Source organism: Flavobacterium sp. B183, from assembly GCF_023539155.1.
GTDB classification, from domain to species: Bacteria; Bacteroidota; Bacteroidia; order Flavobacteriales; family Flavobacteriaceae; genus Flavobacterium; species Flavobacterium tructae.
The window spans coordinates 4,431,146-4,454,502 of record NZ_CP097434.1 but is presented as its reverse complement, the minus strand read 5'-3'; the positions used below and the strand labels follow the sequence as shown (position 1 = coordinate 4,454,502).

Annotated in this window: 25 protein-coding genes; 16 read left to right on the top strand and 9 right to left on the bottom strand. The window is 33.3% G+C overall.

Annotation, left to right across the window (positions count from 1 at the left end; translation table 11 throughout):
- Positions 1-198: 198 nt before the first annotated feature.
- The 3 genes from M4I44_RS18440 to M4I44_RS18430 all read right to left on the bottom strand — a co-directional run bounded on the left by M4I44_RS18440 (position 199) and on the right by M4I44_RS18430 (position 2,435).
- On the bottom strand, positions 199-1,071 hold the full coding sequence (locus tag M4I44_RS18440) for an IS3 family transposase (RefSeq protein ID WP_166924798.1): 873 nt from the start codon (positions 1,069-1,071) through the stop codon (positions 199-201).
- Entirely contained in the window at positions 1,068-1,394 is a 327-nt protein-coding gene (locus tag M4I44_RS18435) for a transposase (protein WP_249965678.1), read from the bottom strand. The genes M4I44_RS18440 and M4I44_RS18435 overlap by 4 nt, the downstream gene beginning before the upstream one ends.
- 486 nt (positions 1,395-1,880) lie before the next feature.
- Positions 1,881-2,435 (bottom strand): fasciclin domain-containing protein, encoded by a 555-nt coding sequence (locus M4I44_RS18430; RefSeq protein ID WP_035625480.1) that lies wholly within the window; start codon positions 2,433-2,435, stop codon positions 1,881-1,883.
- A gap of 503 nt (positions 2,436-2,938) precedes the next feature.
- On the opposite strand from M4I44_RS18430, the gene M4I44_RS18425 reads away from it, so the two are divergent.
- Genes M4I44_RS18425 through M4I44_RS18405 form a run of 5 tightly spaced genes read left to right on the top strand, consistent with a single transcriptional unit; the run spans position 2,939 to position 5,890 of the window.
- The gene (locus M4I44_RS18425; RefSeq protein ID WP_051885892.1) at positions 2,939-3,244 is read left to right on the top strand and encodes a TIGR03643 family protein; all 306 of its coding nucleotides are present in this window, start codon (positions 2,939-2,941) and stop codon (positions 3,242-3,244) included.
- Positions 3,245-3,259: 15 nt separating this feature from the next.
- Complete coding sequence (locus tag M4I44_RS18420; protein WP_313771877.1) at positions 3,260-3,661, top strand: DUF2452 domain-containing protein; 402 nt, start codon at positions 3,260-3,262, stop codon at positions 3,659-3,661.
- Between the two features lie 30 nt (positions 3,662-3,691).
- A complete protein-coding gene (locus M4I44_RS18415) occupies positions 3,692-4,342 on the top strand; it encodes a flavin reductase family protein (protein WP_089052224.1) in 651 nt (216 codons plus the stop codon).
- A 20-nt stretch (positions 4,343-4,362) separates the two neighbouring features.
- Complete coding sequence (locus M4I44_RS18410; RefSeq protein WP_249965677.1) at positions 4,363-5,766, top strand: cryptochrome/deoxyribodipyrimidine photo-lyase family protein; 1,404 nt, start codon at positions 4,363-4,365, stop codon at positions 5,764-5,766.
- On the top strand, positions 5,753-5,890 hold the full coding sequence (locus M4I44_RS18405; protein ID WP_081912509.1) for a DUF2256 domain-containing protein: 138 nt from the start codon (positions 5,753-5,755) through the stop codon (positions 5,888-5,890). Before M4I44_RS18410 ends, M4I44_RS18405 begins: the two co-directional genes overlap by 14 nt.
- An 80-nt stretch (positions 5,891-5,970) precedes the next feature.
- Here the strand turns inward: M4I44_RS18405 and M4I44_RS18400 are convergent, their stop codons facing one another.
- Positions 5,971-6,252, bottom strand: a complete 282-nt coding sequence (locus M4I44_RS18400; RefSeq protein WP_035625477.1) for a hypothetical protein — start codon at positions 6,250-6,252, stop codon at positions 5,971-5,973.
- 277 nt (positions 6,253-6,529) lie between these two features.
- Between M4I44_RS18400 and M4I44_RS18395 the strand changes: the two genes are divergently transcribed.
- On the top strand, positions 6,530-6,907 hold the full coding sequence (locus M4I44_RS18395) for a hypothetical protein (protein ID WP_035625474.1): 378 nt from the start codon (positions 6,530-6,532) through the stop codon (positions 6,905-6,907).
- A gap of 40 nt (positions 6,908-6,947) precedes the next feature.
- Here M4I44_RS18395 and hemH read toward each other — a convergent pair whose 3' ends face one another.
- The 5 genes from hemH to M4I44_RS18370 form a co-directional block, all read right to left on the bottom strand.
- Complete coding sequence (hemH, locus tag M4I44_RS18390; protein WP_249965676.1) at positions 6,948-7,961, bottom strand: ferrochelatase; 1,014 nt, start codon at positions 7,959-7,961, stop codon at positions 6,948-6,950.
- A 122-nt stretch (positions 7,962-8,083) separates the two neighbouring features.
- Positions 8,084-8,968, bottom strand: a complete 885-nt coding sequence (locus M4I44_RS18385; protein WP_035625466.1) for an AraC family transcriptional regulator — start codon at positions 8,966-8,968, stop codon at positions 8,084-8,086.
- 46 nt (positions 8,969-9,014) lie between these two features.
- Positions 9,015-9,566 (bottom strand): YceI family protein, encoded by a 552-nt coding sequence (locus tag M4I44_RS18380; RefSeq protein ID WP_035625463.1) that lies wholly within the window; start codon positions 9,564-9,566, stop codon positions 9,015-9,017.
- A 53-nt stretch (positions 9,567-9,619) separates the two neighbouring features.
- Positions 9,620-10,159, bottom strand: a complete 540-nt coding sequence (locus tag M4I44_RS18375) for a YceI family protein (RefSeq protein WP_035625460.1) — start codon at positions 10,157-10,159, stop codon at positions 9,620-9,622.
- Positions 10,160-10,173: 14 nt separating this feature from the next.
- Positions 10,174-10,542, bottom strand: a complete 369-nt coding sequence (locus M4I44_RS18370; protein WP_035625458.1) for a hypothetical protein — start codon at positions 10,540-10,542, stop codon at positions 10,174-10,176.
- A gap of 167 nt (positions 10,543-10,709) precedes the next feature.
- Here M4I44_RS18370 and M4I44_RS18365 point away from each other — a divergent pair, with 167 nt between their 5' ends.
- From M4I44_RS18365 to M4I44_RS18320, 10 genes are all read left to right on the top strand, one after another.
- Positions 10,710-11,099, top strand: a complete 390-nt coding sequence (locus M4I44_RS18365; protein WP_035625455.1) for a hypothetical protein — start codon at positions 10,710-10,712, stop codon at positions 11,097-11,099.
- Positions 11,100-11,126: 27 nt separating this feature from the next.
- The gene (locus M4I44_RS18360) at positions 11,127-11,966 is read left to right on the top strand and encodes a DUF5777 family beta-barrel protein (RefSeq protein ID WP_035625453.1); all 840 of its coding nucleotides are present in this window, start codon (positions 11,127-11,129) and stop codon (positions 11,964-11,966) included.
- Between the two features lie 128 nt (positions 11,967-12,094).
- Positions 12,095-12,529, top strand: a complete 435-nt coding sequence (locus M4I44_RS18355) for a hypothetical protein (RefSeq protein WP_035625451.1) — start codon at positions 12,095-12,097, stop codon at positions 12,527-12,529.
- A 20-nt stretch (positions 12,530-12,549) separates the two neighbouring features.
- On the top strand, positions 12,550-13,143 hold the full coding sequence (locus tag M4I44_RS18350) for a hypothetical protein (protein WP_035625449.1): 594 nt from the start codon (positions 12,550-12,552) through the stop codon (positions 13,141-13,143).
- 256 nt (positions 13,144-13,399) lie between these two features.
- Positions 13,400-14,704: a glutamyl-tRNA reductase gene (gene hemA, locus M4I44_RS18345; RefSeq protein ID WP_035625447.1), complete on the top strand. Its 1,305-nt coding sequence runs from the start codon at positions 13,400-13,402 to the stop codon at positions 14,702-14,704.
- A gap of 1,839 nt (positions 14,705-16,543) precedes the next feature.
- Positions 16,544-17,101, top strand: a complete 558-nt coding sequence (locus tag M4I44_RS18340; protein WP_070905662.1) for an RNA polymerase sigma factor — start codon at positions 16,544-16,546, stop codon at positions 17,099-17,101.
- A gap of 118 nt (positions 17,102-17,219) precedes the next feature.
- Positions 17,220-18,158, top strand: coding sequence for a FecR family protein (locus tag M4I44_RS18335; RefSeq protein ID WP_051885885.1), 939 nt, complete (start codon positions 17,220-17,222; stop codon positions 18,156-18,158).
- Between the two features lie 119 nt (positions 18,159-18,277).
- Complete coding sequence (locus tag M4I44_RS18330; protein WP_249965675.1) at positions 18,278-21,286, top strand: SusC/RagA family TonB-linked outer membrane protein; 3,009 nt, start codon at positions 18,278-18,280, stop codon at positions 21,284-21,286.
- The gene (locus M4I44_RS18325) at positions 21,246-21,689 is read left to right on the top strand and encodes a hypothetical protein (RefSeq protein ID WP_249965674.1); all 444 of its coding nucleotides are present in this window, start codon (positions 21,246-21,248) and stop codon (positions 21,687-21,689) included. Before M4I44_RS18330 ends, M4I44_RS18325 begins: the two co-directional genes overlap by 41 nt.
- Positions 21,690-21,722: 33 nt before the next feature.
- Positions 21,723-23,240: a SusD/RagB family nutrient-binding outer membrane lipoprotein gene (locus M4I44_RS18320; protein WP_035625445.1), complete on the top strand. Its 1,518-nt coding sequence runs from the start codon at positions 21,723-21,725 to the stop codon at positions 23,238-23,240.
- Positions 23,241-23,357 lie beyond the last annotated feature (117 nt).

Genomic DNA, 23,357 nt, shown 5'->3' with positions numbered 1-23,357 from the left:
TTAATTTTCTCTTTATGGTACTCTTTTAGCTATTTTTCCATTTTCTGGAGCACCTTCATTTCCCAGATAAACAATCATAAGTAGTAATGTTTCGAACTTGAGCCTTCAAATTGTTTTAATACAGTATTATCAGTTCTTGTTAAATCTAAATGCATCGATTGTGCACCCAGTTTAACTCTAGCATCATAAGAAAAGCTATTATTTAATTGCCTGCTGATTCTGAAACTCTTCGATCGTTAAGTTTCCGAGTGCAGAATGTCTTCTGCAGGTGTTGTAAAAGTTCTCGATATAATCGGTTATTGATTTTTCTGCTTTCTCTTTAGTCTTATATTTATTTTGGTATACCAGTTCTACTTTTAATGTCTTGAAGAAGCTTTCTGCTATCGCGTTATCATAGCAGTTTCCTTTTCGGCTCATGCTTTGGGTTATTTTATTTGTGTCTAATAGAGCAATAAACTCACGGCAGGCATATTGCTTTCCTTGGTCTGAGTGAAAGAGTAGTTCCTGATTGTTCTGCAATGGACGATTTAAAAGAGCTTTCGTTAAAGAGGTGATGCTGGTATCTTTTGCTCTCATTGTTTCGCTGATTGACCAGCCGATCACTTTACGGTCAAAAAGATCTATTACCACAGTGAGATAGATCCAGCCTTCATCTGTTTCGATGTAGGTTATATCAGATACCCAGATTTCGTTTCTTCTGGCTGCCTTAAAAATCTGTTCTAATCTGTTTTCTGCTGATCTGTTATTACGGGTTGGGTTTGTAGTCTTTTTATATTTAGATTTAGCAATGCTTCTCAGATGGTTTTCCTTCATAATCTGCCCGACAAATTTTCTGGAAACTTTTATCCCGATGGAATCTAATTCTTTAGCAATTCTCGGGCTTCCGTACCGGCACTGGCTCCAGTGGTAAATTCTTATAATTTCTTTTATTATATGGTCTTTCCGTACAGACTTTGCAGTGGGTGTTCTTTTCCTCCATCGGAAGAAACTGCTTTTGTGAATCTGAAAAATCCGGCACATCTTCTCGACAGGAAATATTTCAGCATTTTCTCTGATGAATTCATATTTCACCCGCCGCTCTTGGAGAAGATATTTTGAGCCTTTTTTAGGATGTCCCTTTCAATTTCTAATTCTTTTATCTGTTTCCGAAGCTTCTGCATCTCATTTTTATGGGATATTTCAGCTGAAGTTTTCTTTATGGTAAATCTGCCTTCTTGGTAAAGCTTCTTCCAGTGCTGAAGGGTACTTGTACTGATGTTGAGTTCTCTTGCCACGTCACAGACTCTTCCGCAGTGGATGCTCATGGATGCGGCCAGAATCTTGAAGCCTAAAGTAAAGGTTCTCCTCGTATTTTTCATGCTGTTAAAATTAGCAGGAATAAAATTAGTTGCCATTTAGAAATTTTAGGCAATATATCCTCATTTTTTACTGCCTCAGATAAACACTGCCTAAGCGTTTAGTCGCAAAAAAGGTATCAACTCCAGTCCTGTCGGGGGACCTCGAAGGGACAAATTTCTATACATTTTATGGAAGATTTGAAGAGATTGGCTTACTGGATGTAGGACCTGTCTTAAGATGGCTTCAACAATTTGGTTTAGATGTCCTGTTGGGGATTGATGAAAAAATGTATAGTTTTATATATGATTTTACCATAAATTGCAATCTTATAATTTTAATTTATTTAAAGTAAAATGAGATAGCCCTTAATTTTTTTGTAAAAAAAGATATCAGCTCCATATATGTAAAGTTTTGAGCTGGCAATAAAATGTTAAGCAGAATCTCTTTTACAATCGACTATTATTATTGTATCGCATAGTAATTATATAAAAAGCCCTGAAATTTCAGAGCTTTTTATATAATTGTAATTTATTTTTAGCAAATTACATTTTTGGAAGCAGTACTGTGTCCACTACATGTATAACACCATTAGATTGATTTACATCTGAAGTTGTAACTTTAGCCTTATTGCCGCTTTCGTCGCTAATGTACAAATCTTTTCCATCCATCCAGGCAGTTAGAGTTCCGCCGCTCACTGTTTTTAAAGCAGCTTTTCCTTTACCAGCTTTTATTGCTTTTGCAATATCAGAACTATTCATTTTACCGGCCACTACATGATATGTCAATATGGTTTGTAATGATTTAATATTCTCAGGTTTCAATAATGTTTCAACAGTTCCAGCCGGCAATTTATTAAATGCTTCATTTGTTGGTGCAAAAACAGTAAATGGCCCTTTACTTTGTAAAGTTTCAACTAATCCTGCTGCTTTTACTGCTGCTACCAAGGTGGTATGATCCTTTGAGTTTACAGCATTTTCTATAATATTTTTATTAGGATACATAGCCGCTCCACCAACCATTACAGTTTTTTGTGCAAATGATGTAGATCCAAATCCTAATGCCAGGATTGCCGCTGCTAAAAATTTTCTAGTTTTCATAATTACTTTTTTTAAGTTATAAAGTCATTTACGCTTTAATATTCTTTTTGGTTTTAAAAGAAGTCAAAAAATAAAGTAAAATAAAATCGGACTAAGTAAAAGGTATTATGGATGAGTATTTTGAAGTAATATTTTTTGCGCAATTTACTTTTGTCAAAATAATTTCGCTGTTTTATTCAAAATCAAAGCAAACATGTAATGTATAGCCTAAATTTCTTCTTCTTTATCTTTGGTACTCCAAGTTTTCAATTAAGTAATTTTAATCAATTGATTATAAACTTTAAAAATCAAATGTTATTCTTTTAGCCCTTTTAAGTACTTAAAAGCTGGAATTCTAGAAATAAAGAATTGTGGCCTGGATTTTTTATCAATTTATAAAATAGAATTTCTTCCCATCTTTTAGATTATATCTATTGGTTTAAGATTTAATGTATTATCAATTCTCTCATAACTTTAAAAGTATTATTTTTGTTTAATGTTATTTAATAACTGTTAAACAAAATATGATAAAGTCAATCATTGTAAAAATCGATAATGGTGTAATGAATGAAATTCAGATCGATAGAATTATAGAAATGGCATGGGAAGACCGAACACCTTTTGATGCAATAAAATTTCAATTTCATCTTTCAGAAGCCGATGTGAAAGCTTTAATGAAAAAAGAGCTAAAATTCAGCAGTTATAAATTATGGCGCATTCGAGTTGAAAATTGTAAAACAAAACACGCTGCAAAGAGAGCCGAAACAATAGAAAGATTTAAATGTAACAGGCAAAGAGCAATTTCAAATAATAAAATATCTAAGCGTTAATAAAAATATTCGAAGATGATAAAAAAAGATAAACCCGATAATGTAGTATTTTCTTCTGAGCATGGTTATAATGCAAGCCTATTGCCATATGCTACAAATGTTGGCGCACCGGTAATAAAAGCAGATGATTTAGCAGGATGGAAAGGCATGGGCCTAAATAAGGTAAACAAAGAGTTTGAAAGTAAATTCAATGAACTAAAAATGCAATACCAGGATTTAATCGAAGAATTCCAATGGAATGAATTGGTATACAATGCCAGATTTTCTTTTGAACCTATTGTAGGTGAAATATATCACTTATATAAAGATGCAGACGGTTTTGATTTTCTCTCACTTATAGGACCCAAAGAATGGAATAAGGAACATATTGCTACTTTTAGACTTAACAGTGATAAAAAATGGATACTCATCAATTGAAAAGTTGCATTTTTTAATAAATTTCTACTAATGAAAAACAAAATAAATTTTAAAACCAGTGATCTGGAAAAAATGGAAAAGCAAACTGCCGTGCATTTAATCAATAGTTTAGGCGGTTTTAAAAGTGTGGCATTGGTAGGAACTTCTGATGTACAGGGAAATACTAATTTATCCATTTTTAGTTCTTTTTTTCATATTGGAGCAAATCCTCCATTAATAGGTATGATTTTTCGCCCCAGCCCGCCCGAGCGTGATACCATGAGAAATATTTTAGATACAGGATTCTATACCATTAATCATATCAATGAACAGATCTACAAGCAGGCACATCAGACATCAGCGAGATACAATAAAGAAATTTCAGAATTTGATGCTGCAGGACTCAGTGCGGAATATAAAAATAACTTTCCAGCTCCTTTTGTACTCGAAAGCAACGTACAGTTAGGCATTAAATTTAAAGAAAAAACAGCCATTTCAATCAATAATACTACTATGATTATCGGGGAAATAGTCCAGATTTTTATTCCCGAAGACTGCTTGTCTGAGGATGGTTTCCTCGATTTAGAAAAAGCCAATACCGTTACTTGTTCCGGTCTGGACAGCTATCATAAAACCATGCAGTTAGACCGATTTAGCTATGCAAAGCCCGATAAGGAAATTAAATCACTGCTTAAAAGTTGAATAAAAAAAAGATAAATATTATGTGGTTCAAACGTGATCTGCGTTTTACAGATCACGAACCTCTTTTTATGGCACAGCAGGAAAATATCCCTCTTCTTTTGGTTTATTTTTTTGAACCCTCAATAATGACTTGCGATGATGCTGATGTCCGTCATTGGCGGTTTGTTTATGAATCCTTAAAGGAAATGCAGTCTAAATTAAAATCATTTGCTGCGCAGATTTATTATTTTCATAACCAAGTCCAGACTGTTTTTGAGCACTTATGCAGTCTTTATGAGGTTCAAACAGTGTTTTCGCATCAGGAAATTGGCAACAAAGTCACTTTTGACAGGGATATTGCCATGCAGTTTTTTTTTGATGATCATAAAATTCTTTGGAAACAATCTCAGCTCCATGGTGTTATCAGAAAGCTGCGATCAAAACAAGATTGGGATAAGCGCTGGGAAGAAACAATGCGCGCAATTCCTAAAATGATTGACCTGAATACTTTTAAATTTGAAAATTTAGATCCTGATTTTTATCAAAAACTAAAAGGAAGAGTACTTTCGAATGAAATTACAAACCGAAATAAAAATTTTCAACAAGGTGGCGAATATTGGGCCTGGCGATATTTAGAAAGTTTTGCAAAAGAAAGACACGTAAATTACAGCAAGCACATTTCCAAACCAGCTTTAAGTCGAAAAGGCTGCAGCCGTTTATCGCCTTATTTAACCTATGGAAACATAAGCATGCGAATGGTGTATCAATATACCAATCAGTTTTATGAAACATCATACAACAAAAGAGCCATGCTAAATTTTGTTTCCAGACTTCACTGGCATTGCCATTTTATGCAAAAATTTGAAAATGACTGTCAAATTGAATTTGAAAATATAAACAAAGATTACGATTCCTTGGTCAAGCCAAAAAACGAAATCTATATAAAAGCCTGGCAGGAAGGTAAAACCGGCGTTCCTATTGTTGATGCCTGTATGCGATGTTTAGTCCAGACAGGTTATATCAACTTTAGAATGCGTGCCATGCTGGTTTCCTTTTTTACATTCAATTTGTGGCAGGACTGGCGGGACCTTCATTTCTTGGCAAGACAGTTTTTAGATTATGAACCCGGAATTCATTATCCGCAGATTCAGATGCAGGCCGGTACAACAACAGGCAATACCATTAGAATTTATAATCCCGTAAAAAATTCACAGCAGCACGATTCAGAGGGCATATTTATAAAGAAATGGCTGCCTGAGCTGGCTGAAATTCCACCACAATTAATTCATGAACCATGGAAATTAAATCTTATTGAGCAGCAATTTTACAAATGCGAAATAGGTAGAGATTATCCAGAGCCTATAGTTGACATAGAACAAACTCGAAAATACGCCAGTGATATTGTTTGGAGTTTTAGAAATAAACAAAAAAATGAGAGGAGTTAAAAAACAAAACCTGCCCACTAAAATCTGCATTGTTTGCCAGAGCCCATTTGCGTGGAGAAAAAAATGGGAAAAAATCTGGGACGAAGTGAAATATTGCAGTGATAAATGCAGAATAAGCAGATAAATGATATTTATACTGGTACTAGTTCTTTAACAAAGGTATTAATGGGTAATATATTTAAGAAAGTCAAAAAAGACTGTTTATCAATTTAGAAAGCTTTTGCTTCTTATATTTATTAGTCCCTTAATAGTTATAATGCTTGCATCTGTAGCTGAATCTAAAATAATAAGACCTTCACTATCTAGCATTATTAATGCATCTAAGACTTTTGCCTGATTTGACCTTTGGATAAATAAACTCTCTTGTAGGGATTCATTCAAACAAGCAATAACCATACTGGTTAAATCTTCAAAAGGGCAAGTTTTTTCAGGGCTTTGTGCCAGTATATTAAGAATGATTTCAGAAATAGTAAACTTGTTATACATAAAATAGTTTTACTTAAAATTATGCAAAATAATTCTATTTTAAAACTTTAAAAAGTTACCAAGATAATTAGTACAGAATTAGAATATTAAACAAAATTACTTTCCAGAGTAAATATTTACTTTTTAAAATATTTTTTTTTAACTCTCAAAATCAATTAATAACAAAACATCGAAATAAAAAGCGGGGAATTTAGAATCTAATTGATGTTAGACGTACTTAGGTAAGAAAAGTCGTTTTAAATGTTATACTTTTAACTAACTTTATTAATCGTAAATTATGGATCAGGATATTATATTAGATAAGTTAAAAAAAGCGAAGCAAGAACTTATTTTTAATCACGAAGAATTGCAAAGATGTACTAAAGATTTAAAAATTGCTAATGTAAATTTGAACATCAGAGAAAAAGAAAAGGAGTTGAACATGGAAGAATTTAACAGTGGTTTAGAGCAGATGATGTTTGCAATTTCTCACAAGGTTAGAAAGTCCGTTGCCAATATCCTGGGTCTTTCAAAATTGTTGTGTGAAGATGTAAATCTTGGAAATAATGAGTTGAAAGAAATTTTACTTTTGATTATTCAATCTGCCGAATCACTGAATGCTTCGACAGAAGAATTATCGAAGTTCATTTGTATAAAGAGGCGAACGGATATATGAATGATGGGAGGTCCAATATCTCGATATTGCTATTTTAGTATTATTCAGCCCAGTCATTAATCCAGTTACCAACAGTCTGGCACCACTGGTCGTCGTCATTCAAACAAGGAACGGCCAAGAAATTTTCTCCTCCATTTTTCTCAAAATCTTCTCTGGCACGCATGGCAATTTCTTCGAGCGTTTCTAAACAATCCGAAACGAAAGCCGGTGTTACTACAGCCAGATTTTTAATTCCTTTTGCCGGCATTTTATCAATTTCAATATCGGTATAAGGCTCCAGCCATTTATCTCCATCCAATCGGGACTGGAAAGTTAAGCTGTATTTATCTTCTGGGAGACCTAATAATTTTACTACTTGTTTTGTCGTTTCATAACATTGATGACGATAACAGAAATCATGCGCTGGTGAAGGTGTGTTACAGCAAGAACCGTCAATTTTGCAATGCGATTTGGTTACATCGGTTTTTCGTATATGACGTTCTGGAATTCCGTGATACGAAAACAATAAATGATCGTATGGAAATCCAGCTAAATGTTTCTGAATTGAATCTGCCAGATTTTTGATATAATCCGGTTTGTTGTAAAAAGCAGCAACATTGGTAAAAGTCATCTGTGGAAATTTCTTCTTTCTGATTTCCTCTGCCTTTACTAAAATGGTTAGAGTAGAAGCCATTGCATATTGCGGATACAGTGGGAAAAGCATTACTTCGCTAACGCCTTTATCGTGTAATTCCTGGAGTCCTTTCTCGATGGTCATGCTTCCGTAGCGCATTGCCAGTGCAACCGGTACATTTACCAATGGTTGTACTTTCTTCTGCATTCGTTCTGAAAGCACTACAAGGGGCGAACCTTCGTCCCACCAGATTTTTGCATAAGCATGTGCCGATTCTTTGGGTCTTTTTCTTAAGATGATGCCTCGGACTAATAAAGCTCTCAATAAATACGGAACATCGATCACGTATTTATCCATTAAAAATTCATCTAAATACGGCTTTACATCTTTTGGTGTTGGACTTTCGGGAGATCCCAAATTTACTATTAATACGCCTTTCATTATTTTTTTGCTTTTTAGTTAAGCTTTAAGCTTTAAGTATTTGTTGTTTGAATTTTTTCTAAAAGTAGCATTTGCTGCCATTTAGAAATATGAGTAATATTATTTTTTATTTATACTGCAATTTACAAAATCGATACTGTTTTAAAATTGGTATTAATCGACATCAGATATTTTTTTGGAGTTGTGGCAAATTTTTTCTTGAATCCCGCAATGAAGTGGCTTCCGGTGCTGTAACCTATTTTTAAGCCCACTTCATTTACATTGTAGCAGCCGCTGTCAAGCAGTTTTCTGGCGCAATCCATTTTGTAATCAAACAGAAAACCATAGACAGTATCACCGTATATTTGTTTGAAACCTATTTTTAGTTTTTTCATATTAAGGCCAATTTCATCTGCCAATTCCTGTAAACCAGGGGGTTCATTCATATTTGCAATAATAATTTCTTTGGCTTTTCTGATTTTCAAAACATTGTCCTGATCAATTAAAAACGGACAATGTTGTGCACTTGGATTCTCAGACCTGTTAAAATACAAACTCAGCAGTTCATATCCTTTTGCTTTGTAATAAAGGTTTTTTATAGAAGGATGAAAGTTATAATGAAACAGCTGGCTTAAAACAATTGCCATCGGGGGACTGATGTTTGCTTCAGTAGAATACTTTTGGTTGTTATTATCAGCACTTAATAAAGTAATATAATCTGCTTGAGTAGAAAACAGCGCGTGAAATTTCTTAATCGAGACGATAATAGAAATCACCCATGAATTTGGAGCAAGTTCTAAATGAAGTGATGTCTGCTTTTTAGGATTATACAAAAGCAGGGATTTTTCCTCTTTCAATTCTAAAGTATAACTACCCTGACTGAACAAAAAATTGCTATTGCCTTTCAGTCCGAAATGAAACTGAATCATATCACTTCCCAGCTCACGGTTGGCAAAAAAAGGCTCTGAACTGTCATTCTGAAAGCGTATAAGGGTAAAGTCGTCTTCAATTTTCGTTTCTTCCTCCATTTTTTTTGATATAATGAATAATTGACTTTTTAAGTTTTTTTGGTAGTTATTGTCTGTTTGCTCCTAATACTGCTGCAACTTGAATGTTTATTTTATTAGAAACTTTGCTTTTAACAAGGCTTGGTATTGCAATATTAAAATCACTGGCATTTACACTAAAATCAGATAAAATACTAACTCCTGATATTGATTTGCTTATCCTTGCTGTGGTGCTTACATCCTTAGATTTTCCGTGAAGTTCCAATTTACCCTTAATGATAAAATCTTTAGGATTTACCGTTAGGCTCTGAAGATCAAATCCTTCTATTTTTCCTTTAAAGAATGCTTTTGGATAGCGGTCACTTTCAATATAATTTTCATTGAAATGTTCTTCCATCAAAGCGACTTTAAATCGAAATCCTTTCATTAAGGCTAAACTTGCAATTTCGCCCGTTGCAGGATTCAGGACAAAAGTAACATTAGTATTTGTGGCCTTGACTTCTTCAAAAGAAGCAACGGATGCTTCAAAAGTAATTTTTCCTGATTTACTGATCATTTTTTCTTGTGAGAGGCCAATAGCGCAGACATATAGCATTGCAATGAGTATGTTTTTTTTCATAGTTTTTTGGCTTTACATTGTTTTTAGTGGATAAGATTTATCTGGTTTAGCATTTATTTTAAAACCGCAATAATTTGAACCTTTACCTTATCGTCCAGTTTATACTTAATAAGCGATGGGATAGGGATGCTAAAATCACTGGCATTTACGGCGAAATCAGAAATGATGGTGATTCGCGGCCCCGTCTTGGTAATTTTTGCAGCGGCTTTTATATCTTTAGATTTACCGTGAAGTTCTAACTTCCCTTTTATGATATAATCTTTATAATCTTCTGTTAGACTTTTAATGTCGAACCCCTCAATTTGGCCTCTAAAAACGGCTTTTGGATACTTATCGGTTTCCATGTAATTTTCATTAAAATGTTCTTCCATCAAAGCCATTTCAAATTGGAATCCTTTCATTAAAGCAAGGCTTGCCACTTCTCCTGTTGCGGGATTTAAAACAAAAGTTACATTGCTGTTAGTTCCTGCAACCGGCTGAAAAGAAGGTACTGAAGCTTCGAGCGTTATTGCTGCAGATTTAGTTACTATTTTTTCTTGCGAAAAAACAATAAAAGAAGCCAATAGCATTGGCATTATTATGATTTTCCTCATGATCTTGTTCTAGATTATTTTTCTAATAATCCATCCTGATTCCATTTATTTATAATATCTATAGTGGTTTGAGGTAATCTTGGTCCGCCCTGCGGCATTAAGGAACTATCTCCATTTTCTAAAGAAATTCGTGTAAGCAATCCTCGATTTAAAACTGCATTTTTCACCTGATCATAAGTAACTAAGGACATAGGCGCTCCATTTTTAGGAACTGCTGCATGGCATACAACACAGTTATTATCAATAATAGATTTTACATTTTGGCTGTACGTTGCCAGACCATTAATGGGTGTGGGGTCCATTAAGGTGCTTGGATCATCGTTGGCGCAGCTTACAAAGATTGAAGCTAATGATGAGATAACGAAAAGTGTTTTTAGATTCATAAGATTGGTTTTTAGTTATAAATAAAGGCATGATTTTAAGAATCATCAGGCATTTCAAAATCATATACGTTGAAAAGCATAATACAGATTTAACAAAAGGCATATTTAATGGTTTAAATCCAATAGGTATTTTTTAACGTAGATAATCCAAATACTAAAAAACAGTTATGAGAAAAAAAATACTAACTACAATTTCCCTTTTTATAATAATCGGAATTTTGTCTTTCTTCTACATCTACAAAGGGCATAGGGATATAGAATCAGAAACTGCCGATTATGTTGTAACCGTTAACGAACTAGAAAGAGAGTTTGCTTCAAACGATAGTCTGGCTTACATCAAATATCAGGACAAAACAATTGAATTATCTGCACCAGTAACAAGTATTGATAAAGCTGGTAATGGAATTGTTATGAGCGAAAAAATATTTGTGACATTCAAAAACCGTTTGCCTCAAAATATTACATCCGGGAAAACTCTCAAGATTAAAGGGCGTTTTTTAGGATATGACGAATTGCTCCAGGAATTTAAAATAGACCAATCTTCAGTTGTACACTAATACAAATAACAATTTAAAACTAACCTCATGAAAAACTTTATTCTATTATTTTTTTTATTTCCGCTGTTAAGCTTCTCCCAAACCGATTTGCTCTCTGGAGTAGAAACTCCTTCTACAAAAGAAAAAGTGACATCTGCATTCAAAGCCCTGAAAATTGTTAATCTTGAGTCTACAAAATTGGCCGCAAAAGGTGATTTGTATTTTGTTGTTGCACACCGATTCGGATCCATTAAAGATGGTTTTGAAGGTTTCTACGGACTGGATAATGCCAATACACAAATTAAATTTATTTACGGTTTGACAAATGGACTTAATGTAAGTGCGGCCAGAAGTGAATTTGCATATGACTTTGCAACAAAGTATATGCTATTACCTCAAATAAAAGATGGTTTTCCCGTCACTATAGCCGGGTTCAATAGTTTGTCTATTAATAACACGTTAAAAGAAAGCTTGTACCCTAAACTTGAATTTAAAGACAGGCTTACTTATGTAGCACAGCTGCTGATTTCCAGAAAATTTTCTGAAAAGCTGTCTTTAGAAATTGTGCCGTCATTCTTTCACCAGAATTTTGTTGACGACGTTGACCAAAGCAATACTCAATATGCTATAGGTTTTGGAGGAAGATATAAATTCGCCAAACGCTGGTCTTTAAATATGGATTATGCAGCGCATTTAAACAGGGCACAGAATTCTCTTTATAAAAACCCGCTGTCTATCGGTTTTGATTTAGAAACCGGCGGGCATGTTTTCCAGATGCATTTTACCAGTTCACAGGCAATTGATGAAGCTGGATATCTGGGAAGAACAACAGGCGATTGGAGAAAAGGAGATATATTTTTTGGATTTAATCTTGCCAGAGTTTTCTAGTATCTCCTTTATTATTAAATTATTAGGTAATTTCTGTATTTAAAACGATTCTAAATTGATCAATTTGCAAGTATTTCTAAAACCGCAGCGATTAAGTAGACGTAGATAATTTTAAAAACATAAAAATTATGAAAATTAATAAAATAATCAAAAAGGGACTTTTTATACTAAGCGGAATATTTGGGCTATTTATTGCCATTTTGCTTTTTCACATTATAACAGTAAAACCACCCGTTTATGATACGCCAAATCTGCAGGTAAGCAGAATCGATTTTCAATCAGATATCGATTCTCTGCAGGCCAGACAAATCTGTGCCGATTTAAGAAGTATAAAAGGCCTGACATCTGACTCTATAATAGTTAAAAGAAATGTTGTGGTGTATTTCCACAATAATAAAATTACAAACTCACAGAAAGTTTTCAATGAGTTGATGTCTAAAAGACACTATGATGCTAAGCGTTATATTCTACCTGCAAATTTAGCAAACAAAGAAGTCTGCCCAATGAATCAAAATAGCTTGAGTTATAAATTATCTCAAAAAATAAATCGTTTTTTTAATTAACCCTTTAATACCTTAAATTTATGAAAATTTATTCAAAACTTACACTTAGTGTATTGCTTGCTGCATCTGCAGCTATGATTTCCTGCAGCAGTAATGACGACGAAACCCCTGCACCTCCTGTAAAGGCATCAATTTATGAACGCTTAGGCGGGACTAAAATGGTTTCTGATCCTGATAATTCCGGCCAGATGATTGAGCAGGGACGTTTGAGTTTCCGCAAAGTGGTAAATTCAACTATCGGATTGATTGTTGCTGATATCCAATCGAATGCTTCAGGGAATCTGCAGGCACATTTTGCTCCTTTATTAGCAGAAACGGGAACTACCCAGTCTACCAATATTGCTAAATTATCAGATAATCTGACTGATTTCTTTTCATTTAACACTGGAGGTACCAATGCTGTAAATACATATTCAGGCTTGAGTATGTCAGCGGCGCATGATCCTGCAAAAAACCCTCGTATGGGAACAAAATCCAGCAGTGCAGATTATACAAAATTTGAAGGATATGTTGGAGCTGCAGCCAATGCAAATGGTGTTGCTTCAAATACAGAGCTTTATACTGATATAGTTGCTGTTTTAGAATCATTGAGAACTCCTATAGTTCAAAAATAATTTTCTTCTCAAAACGCTGCCTGAAAAAGGCAGCGTTTTATATTTCAATACTATTACGGTGCCGGATTCTTTACAATATTATAGAATCAGTATATAAATATTTTGAAACTCTCATGTAATGTATAATGGCAGGAAATTATATAAAATTGCCAATTTGAATCAATTTATTCCACAGCGATATATTAAGTCCTTCTAGCGTTGTTATATATAAATTAGTCAGTAATAATTTTTTGAACTTTTTAAGGAAAGCATAAATATGGAAAATTTTAATATGTCCAGTTCCACCACTTTTTACGCATTAGGGCTAAGCTATAAGAAAGCAGATGCAGAAATTAGAGGAAAATTTAGTTTAGATACTCAAGCACAATCTGATTTATTGATGCAAGCCAGAGCAGAAGGCTTAGAATCATTAATCGTGACTTCTACTTGTAATAGAACTGAAATTTATGGTTTTGCCCATCATCCTTATGAACTCATCAAATTGCTTTGCGAAAATAGCAATGGTTCTGTTGAAGAGTTTCAGCAGGCTGCTTATATATATAAGAATGAAGAAGCTGTTAATCATATGTTTAGGGTAGGGACAGGTTTAGACAGTCAGATTCTGGGCGATTTCGAAATTATCAGCCAAATTAAAATCGCTTTTAATCATAGTAAACAAGAAGGTTTGGTAAACACTTTTCTGGACCGTTTGGTAAATACTGTTATTCAAGCGAGCAAAAAAGTTAAAACAGAGACTAAAATTTCTTCTGGTGCAACATCCGTTTCTTTTGCATCAGTGCAGTATATTATACGAAATGTGGCAGATATTGAAAATAAAAATATTTTGTTATTCGGAACAGGAAAAATAGGAAGAAATACTTGTGAAAACTTAGTAAAACATACTAAAAACAGCCATATTACTCTTATAAACAGAACAAAAAACAAAGCCGAATTATTGGCAGGAAAACTCAATATTATTGTAAAAGATTACGACGATTTGAAAGAAGAACTACAGCAGGCAGATGTGCTGGTTGTAGCTACAGGAGCACAAAACCCGACTATTGACAAAACATCGCTTGCTTTACATAAACCATTATTGATTCTGGACTTATCCATTCCACGGAATGTAAATACTAATGTAGAAGAAATACCCGGTGTAACTTTAATACATCTGGATTATTTATCTCAAATTACTGATGACACGCTGGAAAGAAGAAAACAGCATATTCCAGCTGCAGAAGCTATTATTGATGATCTGAAATTAGAACTGAATACCTGGGTAAACGGCCGAAAATGTGCGCCAACCATCCATGCATTGAAAGCGAAACTAAATGATATTGTATCGGCTGAATTTGCTTTTCAAAAAAAGAAAATAATCAATTTTGATGAAGTTCAAATGGATTTAATCAGTTCCAGAATTATTCAAAAATTAACAAACCATTTTGCAGTCCACTTAAAAAATGAAAATAATTCCTTGGATCAAAAGATCGAGTTTATTGAAAAAGTGTTCCAAATTGGACAGTTTACGCAGAAAATAAGCCCTTCATCAGCAGAAGAAAAATATAAAATTAAACTTTCATAAAAATTCTAAAATAATAGGCCTTAATTCTGGAATTTTAAAAGTATAACTTTCTAAAGATAATGCTGATTTAGCAACACTGAAAATGATGCCCAAATTTTTCTAAATGATCACACAGCTGGTTCTGGGAAAATTATTGATAGTGGAAGAAGTTTAAGTATCTAAAAATTTTAATCTCAAGAAAATGTATTATGATAATATACCAGATGTATTGATGGTTAATTATTCTATCTAACATTTAAAGAAAATCATAGATTTATAGTAATATCGCATAAAAATTAAAACAGCCGTTCGCGCTGTTTTTTTATTTTACAATGTCTTAAATCGAAAAAAATGGTTCTGTCGCATTAGGATAACTTTATCTTTATAATTTTAAACCTAGCGAAAAATGAATACCGAAGTTCATTGTTATCCTCAGTCAATTATTCTGCTGGCAGTATATTTTAAAGTTAGGTTTACTTTAAGTTATCGGGATATTGAAGAAATAATGAAGATAAGGGCTGTGATTGTGGTTTATGCTAGGATTCAACATTGCGCTTATGCCGATTTAAATGCACGCAATAGCTATTTTCGGACATTTAGGGATCTTTGTTTTGCTGTCGAAAAAATAAAGTTTTTCTATTTTTGATTGTACAAAAGCCGGGAGCGTTCTGCAGGGCTTGAGTAATCGAGTATTGAGTTAATCAGGCGTTAAGAGTTGTTGGCGGAATTTATTTTGGAGTGGTGAGCATCGTCAATTGTATATAATATTATTTTTTAGGTTTATTATTATTATTATTATTATTATTATTATTATTTGGAGCTCTTACCGCTTTATGTTCCAATCTTTTGCGCAGAACACTGGCACAAAAAGATTTTCACTGTTATCAGGGCTAAGGGCCGCCTAAAGGTCCTATTTTATCTTTTGAAAAATGCATATTCGAAGCCAATTGTTGTATTTTTTGTAAATTATCACTTTTTTTAATATCATACGCTGCAATTCTCTTAAAGCTATTAGTACTTTCGGCAAAGAATAAATGAAGAATCTAAACATTGGAACGTATCTTTCAGAACTACTAAATACGCACCTTTTAATACTGATGCAATAAAATATAGCATAGTGCGGCTCTTTAGACTAATAAATTTATAAAGTATAATAAAAAAGGCGTCAATTGTCTTCAATTGGCGCCTTTTGGCAGTGTGGTGACAGGAACGGGATAAATTTCAACAAAATTTATGGAGGTTTGAAGAGATTAGCTTACTATATTTAGTGTCTTTCTTCCATTGGCTTTATGAATTTGGTTTGGATGTTCCGTTGGGGATTGATGTAAAAATTCATGAGCTTAAATTATTTAATTGTCTTTTCATTTAGTTTTAATTGTAGTTCCTTTAACAGTACTTCATTTATACTTTTTAAAAACTTAAGATTTCTTAATATAAATATTTTTTTTAAAATGACTCTAACTTATCGAATGGAATTAATTCAATTTTGTGATCCAAATCTGAGTGTCCAGCATCTTTAATACAATAAAGTGCAGTCATAAAAGTATTTAACAAAAAAGTCATTCTCAAAGATTAAAATCCATATGCCTAGAAAGATTCAGGAGGTTAGATAATGGATAACTATGTTTATATCATTCTGTAAATTAATAGTTTAATTTTAAAATTACTTAAAGGCTTATATTTTATGCTTACAGATTCTATAGAACTTATTATTATAACATTTTACCTCTTTATCAAGATCATTTTTAAGTTATCAAGCCTGTTTTCTGATTAATTAAAAATTTAATAAAAATATCATATTGATAAATAGTAAAGTTAGGTAAGGGCCATATAGTTTTGCAGTAAACTAAAACTAATGTAGTGAACGCAGAATACAATACTTTTTTAGACAAAAAACCTGTTTTCAATAAAGTTTACCAGCAGAACTGGAAAGCCCTTTATTCTTTTGCTTTTAATATTTTGCGTGATAAAGAATCAACAGAAGATATTATTCAGGAAATATTTATTGACTTTTGGGTACGAATGAATGATACTGATATTCAAAATTATACAGCATATTTGTTTCAGGCAGTTCGAAACCAATGCGCTAAAAGGCTTAGATATAAGAAACTAACAGTTTTTGAATTACAAGTTTTAGAAGAATCTATACAATTGATAGATGAGGAAGAATTTTTTGAATTTCCAAAAGAGCAGATCGTTGAGCAAGTCAGACAAAAGGCACATGAAATTTTACCTCCTAAGTGCCTTGATATCTTTAATCTTAGATTTTATGAAAAGCTGAGCATTAAAGATATTGCTGAATATAAAAAGATATCAGTAAGTACAGTTGAAAATCAAATTAATAAGGCTTTAAAAATGTTAAAGACAGAAAATGATTACTTCATTAAATTATTGGCCATCCTTATTTTTTGTTCTTAGCTAGAGTTCTTTTCAAGCTTTTTGTTAAGAATGTTAACAAATTGTAATCCTTTAAAAATTTTATAGGTGCTGCCTGCTTTTCGTGTACTATATAATAAAGACCTTATTAAATAGTCATATGCAAAAACAGTACAAGCATCTTTTTAAAAGATACAGTGAAGAGAAATCTTCTGAAAAGGAAAAAAAAATAATAGATACTTATTTTAACAAAATTCAATATAACGGTATTACAGAACAGAATATTGATAATGTTTTGGGAGATCGTATTTTGCTTAAAATAGAAGAACGTTTAGAAAGAAAAAAGAAAACCTATTATTATAGAATTTCGGCATCTGTTGCGGCTGTTATACTTTTAGGAACGTTGCTGTTTACTTTTAATTCTATTTTTAAAACGAATCATTTTATTACTGTTGCTGCACAATTTGGTGAGCAAAAAAATGTACGATTACCTGATTCCTCAGTGGTTTATTTAAACTCAGGAAGCAGTATAGTTTATCCGGAACACTTTGGAGAAGATTCCAGAGAAATTACTTTAAAAGGAGAAGCTTATTTTGAAGTTGTACACAAAGAAAAACATCCATTTATAATTTCTTCAGCTCATTTTAAAACGCAGGTTCTGGGAACCAGATTTATTGTAACCAATTATGAAAAAGGTCTTGCGTCAGTAACGGTTGTTTCCGGAAAGGTAAAAGTTACAGATCAGCATTCATCTAAATCCGAAATTATCACTAAAAATCAGAGAGTGAGTTATGATGATGTTTCAGGGGCTTTTATAAGATCTAATAATATCGAATCATCAAATTACCTGGCATGGAGAGAGGGAAGAATCTTTTTTGATCACGCTCAGATAGATCAGGTATTGCTAACACTACAGAGAAAATACAATGTGGTACTGAAACTGGATTCAAAACCTTATCAATGCAATACTATTAGTGGAAATTTCTCAGGCAATGACATCGAAAAAATCTTAAGCAGTATTCGTTTCATTAATGATATGGAATATAGCACAATTAAAAATGACACCATAAAAATTAAACTAAAACCCTGTAAAAACTAGCGCCTATGCAAAACTGAAAAACTACTCAAAAAATATAAAAAAAACCCGAACATGGCGGCCACCAATCATCGGGTCACATTAATTGCAAATAATTAACATAAAACAAATATATTCAAATTATGTATCTTGTAACAAATAAAAACAATAATAAAAAGAATATACTTTTCTTTTTTTTGGTTACGTTATGGACACAAGTGACATTTGCGTCAGCATTTACCTCGCAAAGCACAGAATCTACTCCAGTATCAGTTTCAAAAAATGTTTATGAACTCAAAGCTTTATTTAAAGCTATTGAAAGTCAAACTGATTTTTCACTTCTTTATTCTGATGAGGTTGCAAAACTTAAAACTCAAGTTCCTTTTAGTTCAGGAACACAAACAATAGCAGCATTACTTAAGGAAGCTGCTGTTAAATTTAAAGTTGCTTATCAGATAAATGATGGTTTGATTACTTTTAAAATGAATAATCCTGCTAAAGGTAAAAAGGCAGTAAATGTCGCAAAGCAAATAAAAATCTCAGGTACAGTTACGGATAATTTAGGTAAACCAATTCCCGGAGCTACAATTCTGATTGAAGGAACATCAGTAGGGGTGCAAACGGATTTAGACGGAAAATACAGTATTGAGGCCGGAGAAGGAGAAATACTAGTTTTTGTTTATATGGGATTTAAGACCGTTAAACAAAAAGTTGAAAAAGATAGGACAATCAATATTACCCTTGAAGAGGAAGCTGAAGCACTAAACGAGTTAGTAATTACTGCCTTAGGAATTAAACGAGAAGAAAAGGCTCTTGGATATGCTGTACAAAAAGTCGATGGCTCTTCAGTACAAACGGTAAAAGGTGTAGATGTTGCAACGTCATTAACTGGTAAAGTATCAGGTTTACTTGTAAAAAACAGTACTGAATTTGCAGAATCCCCTACTGTTGAAATTCGAGGCGAAAGTGCCTTATTAGTTATTGATGGAGTACCTTATGGAAACATGACTCTCAGGGACATTCCTGCTGATGATATAGAATCTTTAAGCGTACTCAAAGGAGCAACTGCATCAGCCTTATATGGCTATCGTGGCGCCAGCGGTGCTATTGTTGTAACAACCAAAAAAGGAAGTTCTAAAAAAGGCCTTACGGTATCGTTAAACAGCAGTACGATGTTTACAGCGGGTTATCTGGCAATTCCCGAAACCCAAACGACTTTTGGAAGACAGATAGATGCTACTACCAATATGTATAAGGGAACAGGCTCTTGGGGAGTACCAATGGAAGGACAAGAAGTTGTTCAGTGGGATCCGGTTAGTAAATCGTATAAATCGATGCCTTATTTACCAGTAGGAAAGGATAATTTTAAAAACTTTCTGGATCAGGGTTACATTTTAAATAATAACTTAAGTGTAACACAGCAAGGAGAATTCGGGAATCTTAGATCATCTGCAACCTGGGTTAGCAATAAAGGGCAATATCCAAATTCTCAATATGATAAATATACTTATGCATTAGGTGGAGATATTAGTGTAGATAAATTCAAATTATCATCTTCAATATCGATAAATAAGCAAAGTTCGCCAAATATTGGATTTAATGGTTATAAAGGCTATGATCCAATGTATAATATTCTGGTTTGGTCATCTCCGGATTACGACATACGAAAATATAAAGATTACTGGCTTGTAAAAAATGAGTCGCAAAATAACAGTTATACCGGTACAAATAATAATCCTTATTTTGACAGATTTGAAAGATTACACAGTTTAGACCGCAATGTTTTTAACGGTTTTGTTTCGGCAAGTTATGAAATAGCGCCCTGGCTTAATGCTACTGTCAGAACTGGTTTTGATACCTATAATAACAAACAGACAGTTAGGGTTTCAAAAGGGTCTCTGGTTGGTGCCGGTGTCTCTACAGTTATTCTTAACGGGACTGAGATTTGGGGTGAATCTCTAAAAGGATCTTATAATGAAGGCCTAGGAAGTGGTTATAGTTCTAATACTGATTTTATCTTAAATGGAAATAAAAAGATCAATGATTTTGATATTGACGGTCTTTTTGGAGGAACTATTTATTATACACAGGACGAAGGTATTGAGGCCAGAAGCCAGGGAGGACTTTCTGTTCCTGGGTTCTATTCTTTAAAGGCTTCTGTTACTAATGCTGTTGTGAATTCTTCTGTTTATAAAAGACAGGTAAACAGTTTTTATGGAAGACTTGCCGGATCGTGGAAGGGAATGGCTTTTCTTGAAGGTACTTTACGAAAGGACTGGAGTTCAACTCTTCCTGAATCTACACGTTCTTATCTTTATCCATCTGTTTCAGGCAGTTTTTTAGTCTCAGAAGTTTTACCAAAATTTGATTGGTTAACTTTATGGAAACTTCGCGGTTCCTGGACTTCATCTAAAACCCCGGCAGGAGTTTATGATATTAATTCGGTTTACAATATTACAACCAATTCCTGGGGAGGTTTAAACTCGGCATCTTATCCTGATGTTATCCGTGGAAACGAAGTTAGACCCGAGTCAGCCAGTACATGGGAGATGGGAACAGCTGCCAATTTGTTTAAAAAACGTTTGTCATTTGATTTTACTTATTATTCAAAGAGAATGTACGACTTTTTAACCGCTACCAATGTCAGCAGTGCATCAGGTTTTAGCTCAAATTATATCAATATAGATCAGGAAATTACCCGAAGAGGAGTTGAACTTACACTAAACTTTACACCAATAAAAACTTCAGACTGGCAATGGGATGTAATGGCAAACTGGTCTAAATATGCACGCTATTATACCAAGTTGGACAAAGAATTTTCGGCAGATAGACCCTGGGTAAAAGTTGGAAACAGAGTTGATGCTTTTGTTTTAAACGATTTTCAGAAAAGTGTAAATGGTGCTGTTATTTATGAAAATGGGCTACCGGTCTATTCTCCTTATGAGTCCGTTTATGGATATGGTGATCCTGATTGGATTTGGGGGCTGACATCTTCACTTTGTTATAAAAATTTCACTTTGAATATTTCTGTTGATGGACGGGTAGGAGGTTTGGCACAAACTACAACCGAAATGTATATGTGGCAGTCTGGAAACCATCCTGACTCTGTAAATGATATTCGTTACAAAGATAATTACTACCGGTACAAGTAATTATGTAGGAGATGGAGTAAAAGTAATTTCAGGTGCAGTAACTTATAATGCTTACGGAAATATTACCAGTGATACCAGACAATATGCTTCAAATGATGTTCCTGTTACTTATGAGAACTATGTAAAAAGAATTCATAAAGGTACAGCCTGGGGAGGTAATTCATCTCCTGCGGATACTTACAGCACTACTTTTTTGAAATTAAGAGAAGTCTCACTTACTTATAGTGTTCCTAAGTCAGTATATAGTTTTATAAAAGCAAAAAATGCTACAGTATCAGCAATAGGTCAAAATTTATTCCTTTGGGCAAAAGATTTTAAATATTCTGATCCAGATGGAGGAGTTGATAATTTTAGCGATCCTTCACAGCGTTTTGTAGGTTGCAATATTAAGCTTGAATTCTAAATTTAAAAGTAAACATAATTTAAAATTATTGATATGAAAAAAATAATCGTTGCAATTACAGGTATGCTAATGTTTTCTGGCTGTAGTAATTTTGATGAAATCAATACCAACCCTAATACGCCTACCCAGGTAAGTGCTTCACTATTAGCTACAAATATAATTCTGAGTATTGCTAAATATCAAGGCACTGATTCAAAAGAATATATTTCTGAAAATGCTTTGCCAAAATATGTTGGTTATGCTAATGAAGGACAATTAGGAACTCAATATAACTTAATAGCCAATTCAAGTTTTAACAAAATGACCATTTTACCTGATATTGATAAAATGTTACTTGCTGCTCAAGGCAGCCCGGCAGAAAACTCATATAAAGGAATAGGTCATTTTATAAGAGCGTATACTTTTTATATCCTTACCATGAAGATGGGAGATATTCCATACAGTGAAGCAAATCTTGGACTGCAAGGCAATTATAAACCAAAATACGACGCTCAAAAAGAAGTTTTTATGGGGATTCTTGGTGAATTGGAACAAGCACGTCTTGAATTCTCACAAGGTTTGACTTTTGATGGAGATCCAACCATTTTTAAAGGAAATCCTCAAAGATGGAGAAGAGCCTGCAATGCATTTGAACTTAAAGTTCTAATGACTCTCAGTGCAAAAGAGAGTGATGCTGATTTAAAAATTAAAGAGAAATTTGCCAGTATAGTTAATGAAAATATACTTCTTCAAGATGATTCTGATTATTTTGGCTTAGAGTATAATACCGTAAACCTTCATCCATTATACAGTACAAATGATATGTTTACCGGAAGAACTATTTTAAGTGATATTGTAGTAGACAATCTAAAAAGACTAAACGATAAAAGATTGTTTTATTTTGCAGAACCCTCAGCAGATCAAATTGCAAAAGGATTAGCTCAAAACAGCTTTATGGCTTATACTGGTGTAAAAACTTCATTAGATTATGGACTAATGAACGCTAATTATGCAGGTGGCAAATATTCTAAAATAAACCTGCGATACCAAACCAAACAAAATAGCGATCCAAGAAGGCTGCTTACCTATGCAGAGCAGGAACTGATTTTGGCCGAAGCGAGCATTAAAGGCTGGATTACTGCATCAAATGCACAGCTTTATTATGAAAATGGAGTGAAAGCTGCCTTAAAAAATCTTATGAGTACAGATGCTTCTTTTGCACATGGAAATCCTATTGTGCAAAATGATATTGATACTTATTTTATCGGTGAAGCAGCATTTTCGGCAGATGCAGCTACGCAATTGAAGCAAGTTTGGATGCAGCGATATTTGCTCAATTTTTTAGTTGATGCAGAAACTGCGTATTTTGAATACAGAAGAAATAAATACCCGGATTTTAATATTGACCCGACAACAAACCTAAACGTTAATAGTCCTACTAGTATGCCTATAAGATATTTATATCCTTCTTCGGAATTGAATTATAACAGTCAAAAGTTGATGGAGGCCTTAAACCGTCAATTTGGAGGTTATGATGAAATTAATAAGACAATGTGGCTTTTAGCAAATTAGCAAAAAGGTCATATTGATTAGTTTTGTTTTTTTATTTTTTTGAACGCTGCTCTTTATAATTAGAGCAGCGTTTTTATTGGCAAATAATAGAAAATAAGAAATCAATTTTAAAGATTT